The organism is Streptomyces sp. NPDC001890, assembly GCF_042891445.1.
In the GTDB taxonomy this organism is placed as follows: domain Bacteria; phylum Actinomycetota; class Actinomycetes; order Streptomycetales; family Streptomycetaceae; genus Streptomyces.
The window spans coordinates 66,451-81,379 of record NZ_JBIATE010000019.1 but is presented as its reverse complement, the minus strand read 5'-3'; the positions used below and the strand labels follow the sequence as shown (position 1 = coordinate 81,379).

13 protein-coding genes are annotated in these 14,929 nt (G+C 69.1%); 4 read left to right on the top strand and 9 right to left on the bottom strand.

Features of this window, described 5'->3' with window-relative positions:
• Nucleotide 1: 1 nt before the first annotated feature.
• The 6 genes from ACFYY1_RS32500 to ACFYY1_RS32475 form a co-directional block, all read right to left on the bottom strand.
• Nucleotides 2-862, bottom strand: coding sequence for an MlaE family ABC transporter permease (locus ACFYY1_RS32500; RefSeq protein ID WP_388591936.1), 861 nt, complete (start codon nucleotides 860-862; stop codon nucleotides 2-4).
• Nucleotides 859-1,854, bottom strand: a complete 996-nt coding sequence (locus tag ACFYY1_RS32495) for an ABC transporter ATP-binding protein (RefSeq protein ID WP_266728080.1) — start codon at nucleotides 1,852-1,854, stop codon at nucleotides 859-861. The genes ACFYY1_RS32500 and ACFYY1_RS32495 overlap by 4 nt, the downstream gene beginning before the upstream one ends.
• Before the next feature lie 558 nt (nucleotides 1,855-2,412).
• Nucleotides 2,413-3,015, bottom strand: a complete 603-nt coding sequence (locus ACFYY1_RS32490) for a hypothetical protein (RefSeq protein WP_388591934.1) — start codon at nucleotides 3,013-3,015, stop codon at nucleotides 2,413-2,415.
• A 22-nt stretch (nucleotides 3,016-3,037) separates the two neighbouring features.
• Nucleotides 3,038-3,997, bottom strand: a complete 960-nt coding sequence (locus ACFYY1_RS32485; protein ID WP_388591932.1) for a hypothetical protein — start codon at nucleotides 3,995-3,997, stop codon at nucleotides 3,038-3,040.
• Between the two features lie 50 nt (nucleotides 3,998-4,047).
• Nucleotides 4,048-5,535: a DUF6801 domain-containing protein gene (locus tag ACFYY1_RS32480; protein ID WP_388591930.1), complete on the bottom strand. Its 1,488-nt coding sequence runs from the start codon at nucleotides 5,533-5,535 to the stop codon at nucleotides 4,048-4,050.
• 109 nt (nucleotides 5,536-5,644) lie between these two features.
• Complete coding sequence (locus ACFYY1_RS32475; protein WP_388591928.1) at nucleotides 5,645-6,292, bottom strand: hypothetical protein; 648 nt, start codon at nucleotides 6,290-6,292, stop codon at nucleotides 5,645-5,647.
• Between the two features lie 1,068 nt (nucleotides 6,293-7,360).
• On the opposite strand from ACFYY1_RS32475, the gene ACFYY1_RS32470 reads away from it, so the two are divergent.
• A complete protein-coding gene (locus ACFYY1_RS32470) occupies nucleotides 7,361-8,575 on the top strand; it encodes a helix-turn-helix domain-containing protein (RefSeq protein ID WP_388591927.1) in 1,215 nt (404 codons plus the stop codon).
• A gap of 215 nt (nucleotides 8,576-8,790) precedes the next feature.
• Nucleotides 8,791-9,054, top strand: coding sequence for a hypothetical protein (locus ACFYY1_RS32465; protein ID WP_124720710.1), 264 nt, complete (start codon nucleotides 8,791-8,793; stop codon nucleotides 9,052-9,054).
• Between the two features lie 63 nt (nucleotides 9,055-9,117).
• On the opposite strand, the gene ACFYY1_RS32460 is transcribed toward ACFYY1_RS32465, so the two are convergent.
• The gene (locus ACFYY1_RS32460; RefSeq protein WP_388592066.1) at nucleotides 9,118-10,368 is read right to left on the bottom strand and encodes a cytochrome P450; all 1,251 of its coding nucleotides are present in this window, start codon (nucleotides 10,366-10,368) and stop codon (nucleotides 9,118-9,120) included.
• Between the two features lie 83 nt (nucleotides 10,369-10,451).
• Between ACFYY1_RS32460 and ACFYY1_RS32455 the strand changes: the two genes are divergently transcribed.
• Together ACFYY1_RS32455 and ACFYY1_RS32450 are read left to right on the top strand one after the other, a co-directional pair.
• A complete protein-coding gene (locus tag ACFYY1_RS32455; RefSeq protein ID WP_388591925.1) occupies nucleotides 10,452-11,279 on the top strand; it encodes a hypothetical protein in 828 nt (275 codons plus the stop codon).
• Nucleotides 11,280-11,337: 58 nt separating this feature from the next.
• Nucleotides 11,338-13,413, top strand: coding sequence for an MDR family MFS transporter (locus tag ACFYY1_RS32450; protein ID WP_388591923.1), 2,076 nt, complete (start codon nucleotides 11,338-11,340; stop codon nucleotides 13,411-13,413).
• A 26-nt stretch (nucleotides 13,414-13,439) separates the two neighbouring features.
• Here ACFYY1_RS32450 and ACFYY1_RS32445 read toward each other — a convergent pair whose 3' ends face one another.
• Complete coding sequence (locus ACFYY1_RS32445; RefSeq protein ID WP_388591922.1) at nucleotides 13,440-13,889, bottom strand: YchJ family protein; 450 nt, start codon at nucleotides 13,887-13,889, stop codon at nucleotides 13,440-13,442.
• Between the two features lie 125 nt (nucleotides 13,890-14,014).
• Nucleotides 14,015-14,824 carry an SAM-dependent methyltransferase gene (locus ACFYY1_RS32440; protein ID WP_388591920.1) on the bottom strand — a complete coding sequence of 270 codons (810 nt, stop codon included), beginning with the start codon at nucleotides 14,822-14,824 and terminating at the stop codon, nucleotides 14,015-14,017.
• Nucleotides 14,825-14,929 lie beyond the last annotated feature (105 nt).

Below are 14,929 nucleotides of genomic sequence, written 5' to 3'. Positions count from 1 at the left end.
GTCAGCTCCCCTTCGCGGGGACGATCTGGAGGTAGATCGCCGTGAGGACCGTGTTCACGAAGAACAGCAGCATGAAGGTGATGACGACGGACTGGTTCACCGCGTCGCCGACCCCCTTGGGGCCGCCGCGCGGATTGAGTCCCCGGTAGGCGGCGACGATGCCCGCGATGAAGCCGAAGATCAGCGCCTTGACCTCGCTGATGTACAGGTCGGGGAGCTGGGCGAGGGCGGAGAAGCTGGCCAGGTAGGCCCCGGGGGTGCCGTGCTGGAGGATCACGTTGAAGAAGTAGCCGCCGAGCGTGCCGACCACGGAGACGAGCCCGTTGAGCAGTACGGCGACCAGCATGGTCGCCAGGACCCGGGGGACGACGAGGCGCTGGATGGGCGAGACGCCCATGACCTCCATCGCGTCGAGTTCCTCACGGATCTTCCGCGATCCGAGGTCCGCGCAGATGGCCGAGCCCGCGGCGCCGGAGATCAGCAGGGCCACGATGATGGGGCTGGCCTGCTGGATGACGGCGAGGACGCTGGCACCGCCGGTGAACGACTGGGCGCCGAGCTGCTGGGTCAGCGAGCCGACCTGGAGGGCGATGACCGCGCCGAACGGGATCGAGACGAGTGCGGCGGGCAGGATGGTGACGCTGGCGACGAACCAGAACTGCTCGATGAACTCCCGTACCTGGAAAGGCCGTCGGAAGACCTCCCGGCTCACGGTGGCGGCGAGCGAGAACAGCTTCCCGGTCTCGCGCAGCGGGGAGAGCAGCCGGTTCGGGGCCTTCTGCTCCGGCCGCTGCGACGGCGTCGCGCCGGCCGCCGGGGACGGGGGCGGCTCGGGGGGCAGCACCGGCATGGGGGCCGTCACAGGCGTTCACCGCCCACGGCCGGGGTGTAGCTCTTCATGATGGCGGTGCGGGCGGCCTCGGGCAGCTGGCCCATCATCGACAGGACCCGTTCGCGGCGGCGCAGCGCGGCCTGCCGGACGGGCATGCCGGGCGAGGGCTCCAGCTGGGGTACGACGGTGCGGGGCGCGTTGGCTGAGCTGATGCCGACCCCGTAGCCGTTCATCTCCTCCTCGGCGAGGGTGGCGGCGTCCTTCTCCTCCGCCATCCCGATGGGTCCTTCGCGGCGTCCCGCGAGGAACTGGGAGACGACCGGCATGTCGCTGGTGAGCAGCACCTCGCGGGGTCCGAAGGTGACGAGGTTGCGGCAGAAGAGCATCCCCATGTTGTCCGGGACGGTGGCCGCGATGTCGAGGTTGTGGGTGACGATCAGCATCGTCGCGTCGATCTGCGCGTTGAGATCGATGAGCAGCTGGGAGATGTACGCGGTGCGGACCGGGTCGAGTCCGGAGTCCGGTTCGTCGCAGAGGATGATCTGCGGGTCCAGGACGAGGGCGCGGGCCAGGCCGGCTCTCTTGCGCATTCCGCCGGAGATCTCACCCGGCAGTTTGTCCTCGGCGCCGAGGAGACCGACGATGTCGATCCGTTCCATGACGATCCGGCGGATCTCCGATTCCTTCTTGCGGGTGTGTTCACGCAAGGGGAAGGCGATGTTGTCGAAGAGCGACATCGATCCGAAGAGGGCGCCGTCCTGGAACATGAGCCCGAAGAGTTTCCGGGTCTCCATGATCTCGCGTTCCGGGCTGTTCACCATGTCGACGCCGTTGATGAGGACGCGCCCCTGTTCCGGCTTCAGCAGACCGATGATGGATTTCAGGAAGACGGTCTTTCCGGTGCCGGAAGGCCCGAGCATGACGCTCACTTCACCGGCGGGCAGTGTGAGGGTGACGTCCTGCCAGATGTTCTGCTTGCCGAAGGACTTCGTGAGGCCTTCGACGACTACTTCGATTCCCATCGGCCCTCCTTCGAAGTTGTGGTGAACGAAGTCATCTGTCAGCGCTCCGGCTCTGAGAAATGCGATGGCGGCCCGTCACACATGCACCAGGAGGCGCACGCTATGTCCGACGAATCCGCCAGGACAAGCCGTTGAACAGCGGAAATCGACGAATCTGATGCCTGGTGTGGATCACTTGTCACCGAGTGACAAAGCCGTGCGCGGGCTTTGTCGAAATCTGCGCAAGATCCTCCGGGGTACAGACCGGTCCCCGCGGCCGGCGAGGCCGGAGCCACGAAGACCCGAGATGCACCGAACGAGCCGTCACGGATATGTTTCCGCGCTGCTCAACCGGGACGCTACGGCTCGGTAACCTGCATCCGCAATAGCGGTCCCGGAACTTTTTGCACGATGATTGGCGTTCGCAGCGTTTTTGTGAACGGGTGAGCATGCGCGGCCATTCACTTGTCGACAAGTGAGTCCTTCCCTGTCGTTCCGCCGGAGGTCGGTCACACATGCGTCCGCCCCGCCCGGCAATGAAATCCGGGCAGGGCGGACGGATGGCGGCGACGGTCGGCGCTATGCGAAAACAACCCGATAGGTGGCCGTGAAAGCCACCGGGTCCCCGTCGTTGAAGAGACCGGCACAGTTGTTGACGTTCGAGATGGCGAGACCGGATCCACCGGACACGGTGAATTCACCGGTCGCGGTGTTGAACGCGGCGTTGCTCGCCGATCCGGATATCGATCCCGTGCAGGAACCGAACAACGTGTCCATGGTGAACCGCGCGTCGACTCCCGAGACGCTCCCCGAGATCACGCCCCCCGAGGAACTCGCCGGATCGAAGTACGTGGGACCGCCCTGCTGGACGTCGCCGGTGGAGCCCGACTCCCCCACGCAGTCCCACGTCACGTGTTCGATGACGTAGTCCGTCCCCGAGGCCGCGCTCCGGTCGCAGGAGATCGACCGGCTGCTGACCACGTCGAGGAACTCGGCCGTCGATCCCGGTGCCAGGGTCGCGGTCCAGGCACCGGTGGCCGGGACCGGAGCCGGTGCGGCGGAGGCCGGGACCGGAGCCGGTGCGGCGGAGGCCGCGGGTACCGCCGGCCCCGCCGCCGCGGCGACGACCGCCGCGACCACGCCGAAGGTTCGTCCGGTGATGCGTCCGGTCACAGGTCTCATGGATGCTCCTCCCGGCCCTCTGCTACCGCGCCACTCCGGCGTGCCAGTTCTCCGACAGGAGCCGGCCGGCGTTGGGCACCGCGGCACCCGGGGAGGTCAGGCCGGCCGTGTACGTGGCGGCGTCGTTGAGCACCAGGTTGTTGTTCCCGGACGCCGAGGGCAGAGCCGTCTTCAGGTTGACGGCCCAGTTCAGCTCGCCGAGGGTCAGCGGGCCGCAGCCGCTCACTCCTGGGACGGCGAACGCGGCGTCGCCCTGGTCGTTGCCGGTCAGCGCGACCCGGTTCAGGACACCCGCGGTGTTCGGCGTGCCGTTGGCGTCGAAGCGCTGGCTGGCCAGGGCCGGCTTGGTGAGATTCTGCGGACGCAGCACGATCGGGCTGGAGGTGGTCCCGATGTAGCACTTCGAGCCGAGGAACGGGTTCTCCAGGTGGATCCGGACCGGGATGTCGACGATCGGCTTGCCGCTCGTCATCCCCGCCGACAGGTCGAAGTTGGTGGGAGTGCCCGCCGACTGCACGGTGGCGACGACCCGGTTGAGGTTGTTGTCCGTCAGCTGCTTGCAGATGTCCGAGACCACCGGAATCCCGCTCGGGCACATGAGGCCGAGCAGACCACCGGGTATCTCCGTCGGCGCTCCGACGATCGAACCGCCGTCGGGCGCCACGATCTTGGAGACCCCCGTCGTCGCGTTGCGGACGACACCGAACTGCAGGTCGTTGGCGCCGGTCGTCGCCACGGTGTTGCCCAGCTTGATGGAGCCGCTCTCCGAGTGCGAGGCCACGCAGATCGCGATGTCCGTCTTGCCGTCCGCGGCCAGCATGGCCGGGTCGTCGACCGGACACCGGGTGAAGGGCGCCCAGTTGCCGTTCATCTCCTGGGCGGAGGCGGCACTCGCCGGCGAGGTGCTCAGCGGAATGCCGACGGCCACCGCGACCAGGGCGCCGAGAAGTGCGGGTCTGACACGGTTCTGGGCAGCGCTCATTGATGGTCCAGCCTTTCGGTTCGGGAAATGGGGCGCGCGGATGCGCCAGGTCAGCGTTCGGGGGTGGGTTTGCTGGGCGGGCAGGGGGACTTCGGGTTGCTCGGCACGCACAGCGGAGCCTGCGTCATCTTCACGTAGTTGCCCTTGCCGGACACGGAAGCGGTGAACAGGCTGTCCAGGTCCTCGGTGGCACCGCATCCGCTGAAAGGGGGTATCTCGGCATAGCCGGTGAGGGGTCCGCCGTTGGAGACGGTGTATCCGGTGGGCGGAAGGCCACCTCCCGTCAGCCCGTCGCCCCTGAGCTGCAGGCGCATCGGCCGCGCGGAGCGGCACTGCGGGCCGACGTCGAGCGGCTCCCCGTTCACCTTCACGTCATACAGGCGGACCCACAGGTCCGCGGCGGTGATGGTCGTCTCGCGGGCCCGCCTCTCGGGGGTCTTCTTCGACCAGCCCATGGTGGCGATGTCGACGTCCCCCTCAAGCATCATCTCGACCTTCGCGGTGGTCGGCATGAATCCGAAGGTGAGGAAGGTCGCCTCGGTCGGCGGCATCTGCGGCTTCCCGTGGTAGTCGAGCGTCCCCTTCGTCATCAGCCACGCCGCTCTGTCCTCGGGGCACATGAGACCGCTGCTCACCAGGTAGTTCATCTTCAGATCGAGGAGACCGGGCTCCTTGAACAGCATGGCGCCGTTGAGCTTGTTGGCATTCGAGTAGCCCGCCATGTAACCCGAGCCCGGTACGCCGCCCGCGCCGGAAGGCTTGGGTTCCTGGCCCGGCAGGAAGGAGCAGCCCTCCGGTGGCTGCACCTTGCCCGGCACGACCTCGTCGTCCCCCGCGACCGTCGCCGTCGGCCGCGCTCCGGGAGAGATGATGCCGGTACCGGCCGGGTCCGGCACCGTTGCACCCGGTGGTGTCTCCACGGTCCCGTCCGGCACACCGACAGTCCCCAGCTCCAGCGCCTGGCCGTCCGCCGGCTTGCAGGACACGGGGAGCGTCGTCGGCGTACCGTCCGTGTCGCCGGCCGGCACCGTGGACAGTTCGAGATCGAGCTGCCCGGCGGTGAAAACGATGTCACCGCTGGAGCGCGGGGTGATGGTGGGCACCTCCCCGGTCGCCTGCAATGACACATCACCGTCGGCGGCGACCTCCGTCTCGGCGATCCGCAGGTCCTGCCAGGGCACTTCGGTCGACTCGCCGCGCTGGGTCACCTCGGTCGCGAGTTGCGTCGTTCCGGTCACCTGCCGGGAGCCGGCACCCAGGAATTCCCCAAGGGCCGCGCGGGGCAGTGTGACCGAGACGGACACGTCCTCGGGCTGGATCACCGTTCCGGCGCTCGAAGTCACCGGCAGCCCGGCCGCCACGCGCACGGCAACGGGCTGGGCACCGGCCGAGAATCCGCAGGTATAGGTGAGATCCGTCTCGACCACGCGGGTGTCGCTCGCGGAACCGGTGCCCGGGACGAGCCCGGCCAGCAACGCCATCACGCCGACGGCACCGACCTGACCCACTCGGTACGAGCGGCTCGACTTCAATCTCATCTCGGCAACCTGCCGTCGTCTCGGAGCTGACTGGTCGTCTGCGGAAGCACTCCCTCGCGCCGCCCGCCGACGCGAGCGGCGCGAGGGAGTGTCAGGTGCGGTCAGCGACTCACGGAGAGGTGACCGTGATCGGCTTGTCGAGCACGTACGTCGCGGAGAACGAGGCGGTGTCGCCGTTGTTCATCAGGTCGGCACAGTTGTTGACAGAGGAGATGGTGAGCCCGGTGCCGTTGTTGATCTTGAGCTCGCCCGTGGAGTTGGTGTAGGAGGCGTTGCTCGCGCTGCCGGAGATCTTGGCCGTGCACTCACCGAAGAGCGTGTCACCGGTGATCGTCACGTCGACACCCGACAGGTTGCCCTGGGTCACACCACCGCTGTAGCTGGTGGCGTTGAGGTGGATGGTGCCGGTGAGTACGGCGCTGAAGGAGGAACCGAGCGGTCCGTCGCACGGGGAGGTGACCGGGTCGCCCCAGGCGGCCGAGGTGATCTGCGCGATGTCGGTCCCGTCCGGCTGCGTGCCGTTGGGGGCGACGCCGCTCGCGGTGGCCGTGTAGCAGATCACGGACTGGTCGGTGGTGATGTCCAGCAGGTCCGCCGTCGTCCCGGCCTTCAGGTGGGCCGAGAACGACCCGTTCGCGTTGGGGTTGGTGATGGTCCAGGTCGCCTGCGCGGTGGCCGACGCCGAGGTGGCCGCGAGGCCGAACGCGGCGGTGGCGACAGCGGTGGCGAACAGCGAACGCTTGATGATGCTTCTCACGGAACAGCCTCCGAGGGAGTGGAGTTGGACGTACCCGATTGCCTCGCACCACACCCTGGGAATGGGTCCGGCACGAGGGCGGCTCACATCGCGGAACGCAGAAGTCGTTGGACTCGACTGCGTGATCGAACTCCGTGCGGATCGAACGTTACGAGCCAGTAGCCCAACGCGGCAATACCCGAAGCAGAAATTCCCGCACCCTCTCGATAAACGCATTCCGGCTTAGCGAGAACTCAGCAGATCGCCGCGATTTTCTATACGAAAGTGAGTAGTTACGGCCGTGTCATGCGCCCGGGAGCCCGCCGGACACTCACCCGGGGCGCACTCGCCGCCGGCCACCCGCTCCGCCAGCGACCCATGTACTCGCCGGTAAGATCACCGTCGACGCGGCTGAATGCCGCCCTGGCGCATCCCGCGCACCGCACCGCTGAACTGCATGGAGCGCAGCCGAAAGCACTCCCGGAGCGCAGCGAGCACCCTCGAATCCGGCCCGACCGGCGCGCAGCGCGCGCACGGCAGTCGCACGGGGCGCCGGACCGGGTCCGGCCGGGCCGCCCACCCCGGGGCCGCACGCGGTCCGGCCGACCCCCGACGCGGCACGAATGACGGATTACCCATTCCGGTCGACCGGTTCTGATATCACTCCGCGAATCGCCCAGGATTTCCCCTGCCGAATAATGCGACCCCGCGCTAATGGCGCCACGCACGGAGAAACGGAGGGCCGCAATCCGCCACACCCGCAGCGCTCGGGAGATTGCACACCACCCGCACGAAACCACACCAATCCGCCGGACGGGCTTTCGTTACCGACGGTTACTTTCTTGTTGCGGGGGGAGTAGAAGTCCGAAAAACATTGTCCGGATGTGAGCACTCCCGCCTCACCTGCACCGGAGCACCGCAACGGGTCCGATATGCGTGCCCCTTGCACTTCGATCTTGCTCAAGCAGTGGGCACCACCGTTCACTTGGTCTATCTTCATCGCGGATTTGGTACGCACCTGTCGGTCCGTGGGAGCGCTTTCCCCACCGCCTGACCCCCCACCGGGCGCCGGAGAGCAAGGGGACAGTCATGCCAGAACTCATTCAGCCGTCGGACACGGGGGATCCGCTGGGGCCGCTCCCCCAGGAATTCGCCGCCATCATGCGGCCCGAACTGCCCAGCCTGATCAAGGAGATCGGCGTCGAGGTCACCCGGGCCTACCCGGAGTACGCCCGGCTGCTCAGCGGGCCCAACGGGCAGGCCATCCGGGTCGGTGTCGAGCAGAGCCTCTCCTCGTTCGTGGACCTGGTCGCCGAGCCGTCCGCCTCGACCTCGCTGCGCGACGACATGTGCCGCCGGTTCGGGCGCTTCGAGGCGTACGAAGGGCGCACGATGGAGACGCTCCAGGGCGCCTACCGGCTCGGGGCCAGGGTCGCGTTGCGACGGGCGAAGAAGGTCGGCCGGAGCTACAACTTCTCACCGACTCTCATGCTCAGCTTCGCCGACGCGCTCTTCGCCTACATCGACGAGCTCGAATCCCTCTCCCGGGAAGGCTTCCTGGAGGTGCAGTCACAGACCGGCGAACAGACCGAGGCCATGCGCCGCCGGCTGCTGCACCTGATCCTCGCCGGCCGCCCCGCCCCCCGTTCCGCCATCGCCGAGCTCTGCGAGCAGACCGGATGGACGCTTCCCGAGGAAGTCACCCTGGTCGCCGTCCGCTCCCCCGCCACCCTGGATCGGGCCGTGGCGGACCGCGACGTCCTGGCCGATCTCAGCGACCCCCAACCGCACTTACTGATCCCCGGAACGTTCGACGACAGCCGAAGACACATGCTGGACGAGGCGCTCCTCGGCACCCACGCCGCGATCGGCCTGACCGTGCCCACCGCCCTGGCCTCGGACTCGATCCGCTGGGCCCGGCGCGTACTCGAACTCGTCGACACGAACATCATCGACGACGCGCCCGTCATCCTCTGCGAGGACCACCTCATCACCCTGTGGCTGCTCTCCGACCCGGTGCTGGTCGACCAGCTCGCCCAGCGCGAACTGGCCCCGATCTCCGGGATCAGCGCCACCCGCCGGGAGCGGCTGGTCGAGACCCTGCGGATCTGGCTGGACACCCGTGGCACCGCTGCCCACATGGGCGAACTGCTGGACGTCCACCCGCAGACGGTGCGCTACCGGATGCGCAATCTGGAGTCCATCTTCGGCGAGCAACTGACCGATCCCGAGAGCCGGTTCTCCACCGAGGCCGTGCTGCGGGCACTCCAGTTGCGGGCCCGTGGCGACGAAACAGCGCCCTGAGTCGGTTTTCGGCCGGATCACGGTCCTCACCATGAGTCAACTTACTTATGGGTAAGGCAAAATAGACGGTCACTCTCAAACGGTTGCCACACGGAGACGTTCTCAACGAGAAACCCGGAACCGCGTCCCGTACATATGGAGATATCGGCCGCCGCACCCGGCGGCCGAGCCGAGAACCCGCCTCCTGGCCGACCATTTCCGAGAGGGAACCCCCCATGACCGCCTCGCACCTCCTCGTTCCCGTGCCGATCCCGGACCGGGTCGCCGCGCTGATCGGGTCCTGCATCCCGCCGCACATCCTCCAGGCGGAATTCGACGCCGACTGCGCCGCGCGCGAGGTGCGCAGGTTCCGTGGTCCGCGGCTCTGCGACGAGGACCGGGCCGACCGCGAGCAGGCACTCTCCGAACTGGCCCGCGCCAACAAGATCCTCGCCGCCCATCACCCCCGGCTCGCGGTGCGCCCCGGCAGCCCCTGGTGACTCCCTCCGCCGCATCCGCTGAACCGCTCCGCCCGCCGGCCGTTCCCGTGCCGGGCCCGGTTCTCAGCCGGTGACCGGGGTGAACCGCACCGGCAGCGAGCGCGGGCCCCGGGTGAAGACGCCGTGCTCGGTGGGGGTGAAGCCGTCCGCGAGCCGCAGGCCGGGCATCGCGTCCAGCAGTTGGTTCACCCCCGTCTCCACCTCCGCCCTGGCCAGCAGCGCGCCGACGCAGAAGTGCCGGCCGAGCGCGAACGCCAGGTGGTCGGCGGCCGCCGAGAAGGCGGTGGTGCTGGTCAGATCGGAGCGGAAGATGTCGAAGCGGTCGGGCTCGTGGTAGCGCGACTCGTCGCGGTTGGCGGAGCCGATCAGGCAGGTGACGGTGGCCCCCGCCGGGACCGTCCCGCCGCTGAGCTCCACCTCCTTCGCCGTCTGGCGCATGATCATGTGGACCGGCGGGGTGTGGCGCAGGGTCTCGGCGAACGCCCGGTCGATGAGGCCGCGGTCCTCCCGTACCGCGGCGAGCTGCTCGGGGTGGGTGAGCAGATTGGCGAAGACGGAGGCGATGGCCTTGTCGGTGGTCTCGCCGCCCGCAGCGAGCAGCAGGCTGCAGAACGCCTTGATGTCCTCGTCGCTCATCCGCACCCCGTCGACCTCGGCGGCGCAGAGCGCGGAGAGCAGGTCGTCGCCCGGCTCGTCCCGGCGCCGCCGGATGACCGGGATCAGGTACTCGGCGAACTCCCGGCGGGTCCGCTCACCGGCCGCGGCCACCTCTGGGTCGCCCGCCAGATTGCCGAGGAAGGCGATGACGGTGGTGTACCAGCTGTGGAAGCGCTCGTGGTCCGCCCGGTCCAGGCCGAGCATGTCGGCGATGACGAGGACCGGGAAGCGGGTCGCGAAGGCGGGGACGAGATCGGCTTCGCCGGTGTGACGGAAGGCGTCGATCAGCTCGCGTGCGTTGCGCTCGATGACCGGCAGGAACTTCTCCTGGAGGTCCGTGCCCCGGAAGGCCGGGGCGACCAGGGCCCGGCGCACGGCGTGCTCACGGCCGCTGAGCTGGAGGATCGTCCGGCCGTGGACGGGTTCGATCTGCCAGTCGTAGTTGTCGGTGGTGAACTCCCCCGCCCGGTCCTTGAAGACCCGCTCCACGTCCTCGTACCGGGAGACGAGGTAACTGTTCGTGGCCTCGTGCCGGATCAGCGGCGCGCTCTCGCGCATGATCCGGTACGCCCCGTAGGGATCGGCCGCGAAGGCGGGCGAGAGAATGTCGGGCAGCGACGGCGTTTGCGATGCGGCCGGCTCGTGCGGGGCAGACATCATGACGCTCCAGGGTCGTGAACGGGCAACGCCGTCAAGGCTATTGATCAGCTGTCCACCGAAACACCCCTTGGAGGAGCGCCATGCCAGCCGGTCCGCGGCCGTCCGTCCTGTTCGTCACCGACCTCGCCTACCAGGCGCGTGGCCGCCGCTACTGCGACGAGGACATCCAGCTGACCGCGCGGCTGCGGGAGGAGTTCGACGTCGCGCTCTGTCACCCCCGGGACGCCGCCGCGCTGCTGGACGGCTTCGGCACGGTCGTCATACGCAACAGCGGTCCGGTGCTGCACTACCAGGAGGCGTACGACGCGTTCCGCGCCCGCGCGCGGGAGCTGGGCACCCGGGTCTACAACCCGTTGCACGGCCGCGGGGACATGGCGGGCAAGCAGTACCTGGTCGATCTGAGCCGGGCCGGACACCCGGTGATCCCCACCGTGGACCGGGCGGCCGACCTGGGGGCGCTGCCCGAGGCACCCGAGTACGTGGTCAAGCCCAAGCTGGGGGCGGACTCGGCCGGGCTGCGGTTCGTGCGGGAGGCCGCGCTACCGGCCGGCGAGGACGGCACGATGCTCGTCCAGCCCCGGATCGACTTCCGCTACGAGGTGTCCTTCTACTTCATCGACCACGACTTCCAGTACGCGCTGTACGCACCGGACCCGGAACGGCGGTGGGTGCTGGAGCCGTACGCTCCGGGCGCGGCGGATCTGGCGTTCGCCCGCGGCTTCGTGGAGTGGAACACCCTCGACCACGGCATCCAGCGGGTCGACGCCTGCCGGACCGCGCGGGGCGAGCTGCTGCTCGTCGAACTGGAGGACCTCAATCCGTACCTCTCGCTGGACCGGGTGCCGGAGCCCGTACGGGAGGCGTTCGTGACCCGGCTGAAGGCTTCCCTGCGGGATCTGCCGGCCTGACGACCCGTCCGGCCGTCCCCCACATGCGCGAAGCGCGGGCCGGTGTGATGGTGCAAGCGTGACCACTGCCAGCGAGACCGCCCCCGTCGCGCAGAGTGCCGCCGCGCCGCCCGTACTCGATCCGCGCCGCCGGAACATCGTCTTCGCGACGATCGTGCTGGGAATTCTGCTGGCCGCCCTGGACCAGACGATCGTCGGCACCGCGCTGCCGACGATCGTCTCGGACCTCGGCGGCGCCGCTCATATGTCCTGGGTGGTGACCGCGTATCTGCTCGCGGAGACGGTGGCGACGGTCCTGGTGGGCAAGTTCGGTGACCTGTTCGGCCGGAAGATCATCTTCCAGCTGTCGGCGATCATCTTCATCACCGGCTCGTTCCTCTGCGGCCTGGCGACCAACATGACGCTGCTGATCGTCTGGCGCGGGCTGCAGGGCATCGGGGCCGGCGGGCTGATGGTCACCTCGATGGCGCTGATCGCCGATGTGATCCCGTTGCGCGAACGCGGCAAGTACCAGGGTGCGATCGGCGCGGTCTTCGGGGTGTCGACGGTGATCGGGCCGCTGCTCGGCGGACTCTTCACCGACCATCTGAGCTGGCGCTGGGCGTTCTACGTCAATGTGCCGATCGCGATCGTGGTGGTGATCGCCGCGGCCCGGACGATTCCTTCGGTCAAGGCCGCCGGCCGGCCCGTCATCGACTACCTGGGCATCGCGATGGTCACGGTCGGCGCGAGCGCGCTGATCCTGGCGACGAGCTGGGGCGGAAACGAGTACGCGTGGGGCTCGCCCGTCATCCTCGGTCTCTTCGCCGGCGGCCTGGTCGCACTGGCGCTCTTCTGCCTCGTGGAGTTCCGGGCGCAGGAGCCGATGCTGCCGATGCGGCTCTTCCGGAATCCGGTGTTCACCGTCTGCTCGGTCCTGAGCTTCATCGTGGGCTTCGCGATGCTCGGCGCGATGATCTTCCTGCCGACCTATCTGCAGTACGTGGACGGGGACTCGGCGACCCTTTCGGGCGTACGGACGCTGCCGATGGTCCTCGGCCTGCTCGTCGCCTCGATCTTCAGCGGCAACGTGGTCTCCAAGACGGGCCAGTACCGGATCTTCCCCATCGTCGGCTCGCTGATCATGGCGGTGGGGCTGTATCTGCTCTCCCGGATGGGTCCGGGCACCGGGGTGTGGCTGGAGTCGCTGTACATGCTGGTGCTCGGCGTCGGCATCGGTCTGGCCATGCAGGTGCTGACGATCGCCGTGCAGAACACGGTCGACTACGCGGACCTGGGTACGGCGACGTCGGGCGTGACGTTCTTCCGTACGCTCGGCAGCTCGTTCGGTACGGCGGTGTTCGGCACGATCTACGCCAACGCGCTGAAGCCCAATCTCACCGACGGGGTCGCCGCGGCGGCGAGGGCCGGCGGCGACCCCGCGACGCTGGCGAAGGCCGCGCAGAGCCCGGCGGGACTGCACGGGCTGCCCCCCGCGCAGTCCGCGCCACTGGCCCAGGCGTACGCGGACACGCTGCACACCGTGTTCCTGTGGACGGTGCCGGTCGCGGTGCTGGGGTTCTTCGTCGCTCTCTTCCTGAAGCAGGTGAAGCTGCGGGACACGGCCCGGGTCGGCTCCACGGACATGGGCGAGGGCTTCGCGCAGCCGGGCACGGGCGACTCGGCCCAGCTCCTCGAATTCGCGGTGGCCAAGATCCTGCACGGGGTGGGCCCGGACACGGCCCGGCGGATCGTCGCGGACTCGGACACCCGGCTGGACATGGCGGGCGCCTGGGCGGTGATGCAGGTCGAGCTGTTCACCCGCATGGTGGGCCACGCGGGTCTGCGGCTGATCGCGACCCGGCACCGGCTGCCGCCCGAGGTGCTGGTGCCGGTCTTCGACCGGATGATCGAGGAGGGTTATCTCACCGGCGACGGCCGGGTGTTCACGCACACCGCCGCCGGGAGCCGGGAGGCCGCCGCGATCACCGACGCGTGGGCGCGGTGGCTCAATGAGCGCCTGGACGAGCACGGGGCACGCCCGGACGACCGGCAGCTGCGGGCCGCGGTGGACGTGATCGCCAAACGGCTGCTGGCGGAGGACCTGGCGCAGGAGCTGCCGCGGGAGAGGGCCCTGGCCGGGACGGCGGCCTGAACCGGCCGGGCCGCCGCCCGCGGGCGTCAGTCGACGAAGACCGCGGTCGCGTACACCCAGGCACCGTCGTGCCGGACGAAGCGGCTCTTCTCGTGGAGCGAGTCCGGCCGCCCGTCGTCCGTGTAGTGCGCGCGGAAGGTGACCGTGCCCGTGGTGTGGAACGGGCTGCCGTCGGTCGTCTCCAGCACCTCCAGGCGCACCCATCGCATCCCGGGGTCGAAGTCGACGGCGGGCGGCCGGGTGTCGGGGTGCCAGGTGCGCAGCAGGTACGCCTCGTCCCGGACGACGAAGGCGGCGTACCGGGAGCGCATCAGCGCCTCGCAGGTCGGCGCGGCGGCGGTCCCGGCGTGCAGCCGGCCGCAGCAGTCCGCGTACGTGGCCGGCAGGCCGCACGGGCACGGCGAATCCGCGGTGACCGCGGGGGGCCGTGGTGCGGTGGGGGCGGGGCGGCCCGGTCGTTTCGTGCGTCGTGACATACGTCCATTGTCACCCGGCGAGGGCTGTCCCCCGTGACCTGCGCCGGGTCCGGTGCAGGTCACGGTGGGTCCTGGTCCGGACCCGGCCCGACCAGGAGAAACGGGCCCGCCCGGATGAGGCCGGATCAGGGCTTGCGGGCGACACCCGTGTAACCCGGGATCGGCTCGTCGCCGGGGACCTCGATCACTTCGCCGAGCTCCGGGTGCCAGTCCGCGGCGAGCGACACCCCCGGCTCGACGAGTTCGAGTCCGTCGAAGAACGTGGAGACCTCGGCGTGCGAGCGCAGGCGCAGCGTCATCCCCCGGGCCCGGTACATCTCGGACGCCTGCGCCGCGCGCTCGGGGTCGAAGTCCCCGGTGGTGTGCGAGAGCACCAGGTAGCTGCCGGGGGCGAGGCGCTCGACGAGACGGTCGACGAGCTCGGCGGCGCCGTCCTCGTCGTCCAGGAAGTGCAGCAGGGCGAGGAGCGACAGGGCGATCGGCTTGTCGAAGTCGAGCACCCTGCCGGCCTCTTCGAGGATGGCTTCCGGCTTGCGGGCGTCGGCCTGGATGTACTCGGTGGCGCCCTGCGGGGTGGAGCGCAGCAGGGCCGCCGCGTGGGCGAGGACGATCGGGTCGTTGTCGCAGTAGACGATGCGCGCGTCCGGTGCGGTCCGCTGGGCGATCTGATGGAGGTTCGGCTCGGTCGGTATGCCGGTGCCGATGTCGAGGAACTGGCGGATGCCGTTCTCGGCGAGCCATCGGGTGGCCCGGTGCATGAAGGCCCGGTTCACCCGGGCCATGTCGCGCCCCCGTGCGTCGAGGGCGAGCAGCTGCCGGGCCATCTCCTCGTCGACCGGGTAGTTGTCCTTGCCGCCGAGGAACCAGTCGTACATCCGTGCGGGATGAGGCTTGGTGGTGTCGATGTCGACGGCTCGGGGGTCGTGCCCGGTCATAGCGCGCTCCATGGGTCCAGAGGTCGGCGAACAACAAGAGTGTGGGGCCGGGACGGCTCCGGTGCCGCTGATTCGGGGGAGAAGGCCGGTCCGGATGCGGTGCCG